Source organism: Agromyces binzhouensis (genome assembly GCF_004135055.1).
GTDB classification, from domain to species: Bacteria; Actinomycetota; Actinomycetes; order Actinomycetales; family Microbacteriaceae; genus Agromyces; species Agromyces binzhouensis.
Genome location: NZ_SDPL01000128.1, coordinates 1 through 7,386, shown reverse-complemented (window position 1 = coordinate 7,386; position 7,386 = coordinate 1). Strand labels below are relative to the sequence as shown.

Annotated in this window: 10 protein-coding genes; all 10 read right to left on the bottom strand. The window is 69.0% G+C overall.

Annotation, left to right across the window (positions count from 1 at the left end):
- The coding region (rplQ, locus tag ESO86_RS08185; RefSeq protein ID WP_129234456.1) for a 50S ribosomal protein L17 at positions 1–465 on the bottom strand (465 nt) is incomplete at its 3' end.
- Positions 466–511: 46 nt separating this feature from the next.
- Positions 512–1,498, bottom strand: coding sequence for a DNA-directed RNA polymerase subunit alpha (locus ESO86_RS08180; RefSeq protein WP_129234455.1), 987 nt, complete (start codon positions 1,496–1,498; stop codon positions 512–514).
- Between the two features lie 135 nt (positions 1,499–1,633).
- Complete coding sequence (gene rpsK / locus ESO86_RS08175; protein WP_022889749.1) at positions 1,634–2,032, bottom strand: 30S ribosomal protein S11; 399 nt, start codon at positions 2,030–2,032, stop codon at positions 1,634–1,636.
- Between the two features lie 32 nt (positions 2,033–2,064).
- Entirely contained in the window at positions 2,065–2,445 is a 381-nt protein-coding gene (gene rpsM, locus ESO86_RS08170) for a 30S ribosomal protein S13 (protein ID WP_129234454.1), read from the bottom strand.
- Between the two features lie 130 nt (positions 2,446–2,575).
- Positions 2,576–2,689 carry a 50S ribosomal protein L36 gene (rpmJ, locus tag ESO86_RS08165; protein ID WP_056734976.1) on the bottom strand — a complete coding sequence of 38 codons (114 nt, stop codon included), beginning with the start codon at positions 2,687–2,689 and terminating at the stop codon, positions 2,576–2,578.
- A gap of 71 nt (positions 2,690–2,760) precedes the next feature.
- Complete coding sequence (gene infA, locus ESO86_RS08160; RefSeq protein ID WP_011186713.1) at positions 2,761–2,982, bottom strand: translation initiation factor IF-1; 222 nt, start codon at positions 2,980–2,982, stop codon at positions 2,761–2,763.
- A 151-nt stretch (positions 2,983–3,133) separates the two neighbouring features.
- Positions 3,134–4,282, bottom strand: coding sequence for a mannitol-1-phosphate 5-dehydrogenase (locus ESO86_RS08155; protein WP_129234453.1), 1,149 nt, complete (start codon positions 4,280–4,282; stop codon positions 3,134–3,136).
- Complete coding sequence (locus tag ESO86_RS08150) at positions 4,279–4,719, bottom strand: PTS mannitol transporter subunit IIA (RefSeq protein WP_129234452.1); 441 nt, start codon at positions 4,717–4,719, stop codon at positions 4,279–4,281. The genes ESO86_RS08155 and ESO86_RS08150 overlap by 4 nt, the downstream gene beginning before the upstream one ends.
- A gap of 165 nt (positions 4,720–4,884) precedes the next feature.
- Positions 4,885–6,417, bottom strand: coding sequence for a PTS mannitol transporter subunit IIBC (locus ESO86_RS08145; RefSeq protein WP_129234451.1), 1,533 nt, complete (start codon positions 6,415–6,417; stop codon positions 4,885–4,887).
- An 18-nt stretch (positions 6,418–6,435) separates the two neighbouring features.
- Positions 6,436–7,386, bottom strand: a 951-nt coding sequence (locus ESO86_RS08140; protein ID WP_165307505.1) for a putative PEP-binding protein, incomplete at its 5' end; no start/stop codon positions are given.

The window sequence follows — 7,386 nt, the reverse complement described above, 5'->3', positions numbered from 1 at the left end:
GACCGCGGCCTCGGCCTCGGTCACCTCGGCCTCGGGCGTCTCGGCCGGGGCCTCGTCGGCGGGCGCCTCGGCGGCGGCCGGCTTCGCGGCGCGCTGCTTCGGCTCAACCGGGTCGAGGACGAGCTCGATGACGGCCATGGGGGCGTTGTCGCCCTTGCGGTTGCCGATCTTGGTGATGCGGGTGTAGCCGCCCTCACGGTCGGCGACCTGCGGCGCGATGACCGCGAACAGCTCGTGGACGACCGACTTGTCGCCGATCACGGCGAGCACGCGACGGCGCGCGTGCAGGTCGCCGCGCTTGGCGAAGGTCACCAGGCGCTCGGCGAACGGACGGAGGCGCTTGGCCTTGGTCTCGGTCGTGGTGATCCGCTTGTGCGTGAACAGCGCAGCGGCGAGGTTCGCGAGCAGCAGGCGCTCGTGCGCGGGTCCGCCTCCGAGGCGGGGGCCCTTCGTGGGCTTCGGCATGGTTCGTTATCTCCAGTGGTGTGGGGTTGGTGCGGCCCGTGGCCTGCTAGTTCTCGTCGTCGAAGCCCGTGTAGAAGTGGGCGCCGTCGAAGCCGGGGACCGAGTCCTTGAGCGAGAGGCCCATCTCGGTGAGCTTGTCCTTGACCTCGTCGACCGACTTCTGGCCGAAGTTGCGGATGTTCATCAGCTGCGACTCCGACAGGGCCACGAGCTCGGACACCGTGTTGATGCCCTCGCGCTTCAGGCAGTTGTACGAGCGGACCGACAGGTCGAGGTCCTCGATCGGGATCGACAGCTCGCTCGAGAGCACGGCGTCGACCGGCGCGGGGCCGATCTCGATGCCCTCGGCGGCGCTGTTGAGCTCGCGGGCGAGGCCGAAGAGCTCGACGAGCGTGCGGCCCGCCGACGCGATGGCGTCGCGCGGCGAGATCGCGGGCTTGGACTCGACGTCGACCACGAGGCGGTCGAAGTCGGTGCGCTCACCGGCACGGGTCGCCTCGACGCGGTAGGTCACCTTCAGGACCGGCGAGTAGATCGAGTCGACCGGGATCTGGCCCGCCTCGGAGTACTCGTTGCGGTTCTGGCTGGCCGAGACGTAGCCGCGGCCGCGCTCGATGGTGAGCTCGAGCTCGAACTTCGCCGAGTCGTTGAGGGTCGCGATGACCAGCTCGGGGTTGTGCACCTCGACGCCCGCCGGAGCGGAGATGTCGGCGGCGGTGACCTCACCGGAACCCTGCTTGCGCAGGTACGCCGTGATGGGCTCGTCGTGCTCGCTGGAGACGACCAGGTTCTTGATGTTGAGGATGATCTCGGTGACATCCTCCTTCACGCCCGGGACGGTCGAGAACTCGTGGAGCACGCCGTCGATGCGGATGCTCGTCACGGCGGCGCCGGGGATCGAGGAGAGGAGGGTGCGACGGAGCGAGTTCCCCAGGGTGTAACCGAAGCCCGGCTCGAGGGGCTCGATCACGAAACGCGAACGGAACTCCGAGATGTTCTCTTCGGTGAGCGTCGGACGCTGTGCGATCAGCACGGTGTGATTCCTTTCGGCAGGGTGTCCGCTATATGACACCTGCGAGTTCGAGGATCTTGAGTTGTAGAGAGAACGGGAACCCGCCGACCGGAGGGCGCGCGCGAGGCGGCGCCCTCCGATCGACGGCTCGAAGAACTAGACGCGGCGGCGCTTCGGCGGGCGGCAGCCGTTGTGCGCCTGGGGCGTCACGTCGTTGATGCTGCCGACCTCGAGGCCCGCGGCCTGGAGCGAGCGGATCGCGGTCTCACGTCCCGAGCCCGGGCCCTTGACGAAGACGTCGACCTTCTTCATGCCGTGCTCCTGCGCCTGGCGGGCGGCCGACTCGGCGGCGAGCTGTGCGGCGAACGGGGTCGACTTGCGCGAGCCCTTGAAGCCGACGCCACCGGAGGAGGCCCAGCTGATCACGGCACCGTTCGTGTCGGTGATCGACACGATGGTGTTGTTGAACGTCGACTTGATGTGGGCCTGGCCCACGGCGATGTTCTTCTTTTCCTTCTTGCGCGGCTTGCGAGTCGCCGCCTTGGGTGCTGCCATTGTCGAAATCTCCTAGATCTTGGCGCGAGCGGTTACTTGCGGCCGGGCTTCTTCTTGCCGGCGACGGTGCGCTTCGGTCCCTTGCGGGTACGAGCGTTGGTCTTGGTGCGCTGACCACGGACCGGAAGACCGCGGCGGTGGCGGATGCCCTCGTAGGAGCCGATCTCGACCTTGCGGCGGATGTCGGCGGCGACCTCGCGGCGGAGGTCGCCCTCGACCTTGTAGGTCCCCTCGATGTGGTCGCGGAGCGCGACGAGCTGGTCGTCGCTGAGGTCCTTGACGCGGATGTTCCCGTCGATGCCGGTCGCCGCGAGCGTCTCCAGCGCGCGGGTACGGCCGACGCCGTAGATGTAGGTCAGTGCGATCTCCACGCGCTTCTCGCGCGGGATGTCGACTCCTGCCAGACGTGCCATGGTGGCTTCTCCTGTTGGATGTGTCGGAGGTGTGGAGCACTCCCGGTGCCTCGGCCTCCGTCCGAGGGTGTCCCCCGCGCCTCAGCGCGGGTTCGTGGGTGTGCCGGTATCGAGTTGCGTCGGCGCGGGACTAGCCCTGGCGCTGCTTGTGGCGCGGGTTCTCGCAGATCACCATGACGCGGCCGTGGCGGCGGATGACCTTGCACTTGTCGCAGATGCGCTTGACGCTGGGGTTGACCTTCACAGTCGTTGTTCCTTTTTCTCGCTGTCCTCGTACCCGCGGGATGCCGCGGGTCGTTACTTTCCGAACAGCCCTTACTTGTAGCGGTAGACGATGCGGCCGCGGGTCAGGTCGTACGGGCTCAGCTCCACGATCACGCGGTCCTCGGGAAGGATGCGGATGTAATGCTGGCGCATCTTTCCGGAGATGTGGGCGAGCACCTTGTGCCCGTTGGTCAGCTCCACCCGGAACATCGCGTTCGGGAGTGCCTCGATGACCGAGCCTTCGATCTCGATGACGCCGTCTTTCTTGGCCATAGCCTCACTATCGCTTGGAGTTTGGGTTGTCGGTCGTGCGATGATGATGCACGACCCCGGCAGGACCCATCGGGCATGCCGAAGCAGGTGTGCAGAACACCAAGGATCAACTATAGGCGAATCGGTCGCGATTCGCCACTCGGGCCGCGTGTCAGCTTGCGGTGCGGCGCTCGACGACCTCGACGAGGCGATCGTGGAGCGGATGCCCCGGCTCGATCCCGCACACCTCGCGCACGAACGTCGGCGCGGCATCCGTCGCCAGTCGCTCCTGGAGCTCCACGCTCTCCGGGTCGGCCGGCACGTCGAAGCCCAGCGCCGCTTCCACGGCGGCGAGCAGCGCGTCGACCGGGAGCCCTCGCTCGGCCAGCTCGGCGGCGGGCGCGATGAAGCGCTCGCGCCGCGAGAGCTTCCGAAGCGGCTGGCGGCCCACCCGCTCCACCGTGTCCGGGAGCGCCTCGTTGCGGAAGCGCCCCAGGATGACCTCCCGGTACTCGGCCATCTCCCCCGCACCGAAGCCGTGCTTGGCCACGATCAGGGCGGACGTCTCGTGCAGCACGCGCTCGACGCGCTCGGCGACCGACGCATCGGCGAGGGCCTCGGCGATCCGCTCGTGTCCGGCGAGGAACCCGAAGTACGCGGTCGACGCGTGCCCCGTGTTCACCGTGAACAGCTTCCGCTCGATGTACGGCCCGAGCCGATCGACGAAGTGCGCACCCGGGATCACGGGCGGCGCATCGCCGAACGGCGGCTCCTCGATCGCCCATTCCGAGAACGTCTCGACGGTCACGTCGAGGGCGGCTCCCTCCGGCTGGCCGGGCACGATGCGATCGACGGCGGTGTTCGCGAAGACCGCGCGCCGCTCGAGCTCGAGCCATTCGTCCGGTCCGGCGAGGTGGCGGGTCTCCTCGCGCAGCATGCTGGTCGCGTCGATCGCGTTCTCGCACGCCATGACCGCCAGCGGCGGGGCGTCGGGCGAGCGGTCGCGCAACGCCTGCAGCACGTGCGGCGCGATGAAGCGCAGGATGTTCGGCCCGACGGCCGTGGTGAGCACGTCGGCGTCGGCGAGCTCGGCGGCAAGGGCCGCGGCATCCGTCTGGCTGTTGACCGCCCGGTAGCGGTCGACGACGAGGTCGCGCGCACCGACTCCGACCTCGTGCACGGTGTAGTGGTCGGATGCCGCGAGCGCATCGATCAGCTCGGCGTTCACGTCGGCGAAGACGAGCTCGTACCCGGCGTCGTGGAGCAGCAGCCCGATGAAGCCGCGGCCGATGTTGCCGGCGCCGAAGTGGACGGCCTTCACGAGTCGTTCACCTCGTCGAGGAGCGCGACGAGCTCGTCGGCGGATCCCGCGGCGAGGAGCTTGCCGACCTCGTCCTCGTCGGAGAAGATCATCGCGATCTTCGAGAGGATCTCGAGGTGCTCGTCGCCGATGCCGGCGATGCCGACCACGAACCGCGCCTCCTCGCCGCCCCAGTCGATGGGTTCGTCGTAGCGGATGAAGGAGAGCGCGGAGCGGAGGATCTGGTCCTTCGCGTCGTTCGTGCCGTGCGGGATGGCGAGCCAGTTGCCCATGTAGGTCGAGACGCTGCCCTCGCGCTCGAGCATCGAGTCGATGTACTCGGGACGCACCGCGCCCGCCTCGACGAGGATCGCGCCGGCGGCCCGGATGGCCTCGTCGCGGGTCGCCGAGCCGGAGGCCAGGCGGACGTCGCCGGGCGAAAGGATCTGGTCGGTCATGGGTGGCTCCTTCTTCCTCAGGGCTTCGTGGTTCGTGGTCGGGAGTCGTGATGCCCGTGCGCGGCGCATGAGCCGCGGGCCGGATGACGCGACCGCCCGAGCCGCGACCGCCACACGGGGGTGGGGCCGCGCCTCGGGCGTCGCGTCATCCGTCGGGTGGGGTCGTCAGCGGACGCCCTCCGACTCGAGGAGGTTCACGATCTCGTCGTACTTCGGCGAGTTCATGAAGTTCTCGACGGACACGTGCAGGGCGCTCGGCGACTGGAGCTTCGCCCGCTCGGTGAGGTCCTGGTGGGTGATGACCAGGTCGACGTCGTCGCTCAGGTTCGCGATCGCCTTGTTGGTGACCGTGACGCTGTCGATGCCCGCCTTCTTGATCTTGTTCCTCAGGACGGTCGCGCCCATCGCGCTCGAACCCATGCCCGCGTCGCAGGCGAAGATGATCGAGTGGATCGGCTTGTGCTCGAACGCCGCCTGCTCGCCCTCCGCGATGAGGCCGCCGCCGGCCGCGACGCCCTCGGCCTGGAGGCCCGAGAGCACGCCCGACTCCTTGCCCTTGTTGGCCTGGGTCTGGGCGATCGCCGCCGAGAGATCGCCCGCGTTCTCCTTCTCGAGGTCGCGCTTGCGGCTCGCCCGGAGGATGATCGCCGAGATCAGGAACGACACGGTCGCAGCGAGCACCACCGAGAGGATGACGCCGACGTAGCTGTCCGACGCGGTCTGGATGAGCACCGCGAAGATGCTGCCCGGCGCCGCGGGGGCGCGGAGGCCGCTCGAGAACAGGACGTTCGTCGCCACGCCGGTCATGCCGCCCGCGATTGCCGCGATGATGAGCAGCGGCTTCATCAGCACGTACGGGAAGTAGATCTCGTGGATGCCACCCAGGAACTGGATGATGATCGCTCCCGGCGCGCTCGCCCGTGCGAGGCCGACGCCGAAGATCGCGAACGCGAGCAGGATGCCGAGACCCGGACCGGGGTTGGCCTCGATCAGGAACAGGATCGACTTCCCGGTCTCCTCGGACTGCTGAACGCCGAGCGGCGTGAACACGCCGTGGTTGATGGCGTTGTTGAGGAACAGGATCTTGCCCGGCTCGACGAGGATCGAGACCAGCGGCAGGAGTCCCGCCAGCACCAGCCAGTTCACCGCGGCCTCGAGCCCGTTGCTCACCGCGGTGACGGCGGGCGCGAACGCATAGAAGCCGACGAGTGCGAGGAGCATGCCGACGATGCCTGCGGAGAAGTTGTTGACCAGCATCTCGAAGCCGGCCTTGATCTTGCCCTCCCACAGGCGGTCGATCTGCTTCATGATCCAGGCCGCGAGCGGGCCCATGATCATGGCGCCGATGAACATCGGGATGCCCGCGCCGACGATGACGCCGACGGTCGCGATGGTGCCGACGACGCCGCCACGGGTGTCGTAGACCATCCGGCCGCCCATGTTCGCGATGAGCAGCGGCAGCAGGTAGGTGATCATCGGGCCGACGAGGCCGATGTTCTCCGTGCCGTCGGGGCTCGGGAACCCGCCGATCTCCGGGATCGGGAACGGCCCGACCTGGATGAAGAGCGCGGTGATGAAGCCCCAGGCGATGAATGCCGCGATGTTCGGCATGATCATGCCGCTGAGGAAGGTTCCGAATCGCTGGACGGCGACCCGGGCTCCCCCCGGTCGCTTCGCCTCAGCTGACGTCGTCGTCATGATGCCTCCAGTGCTGGGTCACGGCACGGTCGTGCCGGTGGGGGTGGGTGCGGATTCGGCGGCCTCTTTCGCCGCCTGCTTCGCCTCGACCGCTCCCTCCGCGGCCAGGGCTGCCCGGGCGATGCGCTCGGCATCCTCCCGGGTGTACCGCGCGAGGGAGGCGCGGACGTCTGCGAGTGCCGATGGGGACATCGACAGGGTGGTGGCGCCGAGTCCCACGAGGACCACGGCGAGGAGCGGGTCGGCGGCGGCCTCGCCGCAGATCCCGACGGGCTTGCCGAGCCGTCCGCCGGCGGCGCCGACCTCGGCGACCAGCCGCAGCACGGCGGGCGCCCACGGGTCCTGCAGGTTCGCGACCGTGCCGAGCAGCCGGTCGGCGGCCATCGTGTACTGGGTGAGGTCGTTGGTGCCGATCGATGCGAAGTCGGCGACCTCGAGCACCCGGTCGGCGATCAGCGCCGCCGAGGGCGTCTCGACCATGACCCCGGCGGTCTTGAGTCCCAGCTCACGGCAGAGCTCCGTGAAGTACCGGGTCTCATCGACCGTCGCGATCATCGGGGCCATGACCCAGAGGTCGGCGTCGGTCGCGGCCTCGGCCGCGGCGAGCGCGGTGAGCTGCTCGCGCAGGATGACCTCGGCGTGCCGCAGCGCCCGGATGCCGCGGAGTCCGAGTGCCGGGTTCTCCTCCTCGGCGTCGTTGAGGAACGACAGCGGCTTGTCCGCGCCGGCGTCGAGCACCCGCACGACGACCTTCTTGCCGGCGAACGCCGACAGCATGCGCGTGTACTGGTCCTGCTGCTCGCTCACGCTCGGCGCGCGGTCGGAGTCCAGGAACAGGAACTCGGTGCGGAAGAGCCCGACGCCCTCGGCGCCGAGTTCGATCGCGCCGGCCGCGCCGTCGGCCGAGCCGAGGTTCGCGAGCAGCGGCACGGCCGTGCCGTCGGCGAGTGCGCCCGGCGTGACCGGCGC

What these genes read in the sequence shown, in the direction of transcription:
- infA (WP_011186713.1), bottom strand. Translation starts at nt 2,982, where the DNA reads ATGGCCAAGAAAGACGGCGTCATCGAGATCGAAGGCTCGGTCATCGAG.
- ESO86_RS08150 (WP_129234452.1), bottom strand. Translation starts at nt 4,719, where the DNA reads ATGACCGACCAGATCCTTTCGCCCGGCGACGTCCGCCTGGCCTCCGGC.
- ESO86_RS08145 (WP_129234451.1), bottom strand. Translation starts at nt 6,417, where the DNA reads ATGACGACGACGTCAGCTGAGGCGAAGCGACCGGGGGGAGCCCGGGTC.
- rpsM (WP_129234454.1), bottom strand. Translation starts at nt 2,445, where the DNA reads ATGGCACGTCTGGCAGGAGTCGACATCCCGCGCGAGAAGCGCGTGGAG.
- rpsK (WP_022889749.1), bottom strand. Translation starts at nt 2,032, where the DNA reads ATGGCAGCACCCAAGGCGGCGACTCGCAAGCCGCGCAAGAAGGAAAAG.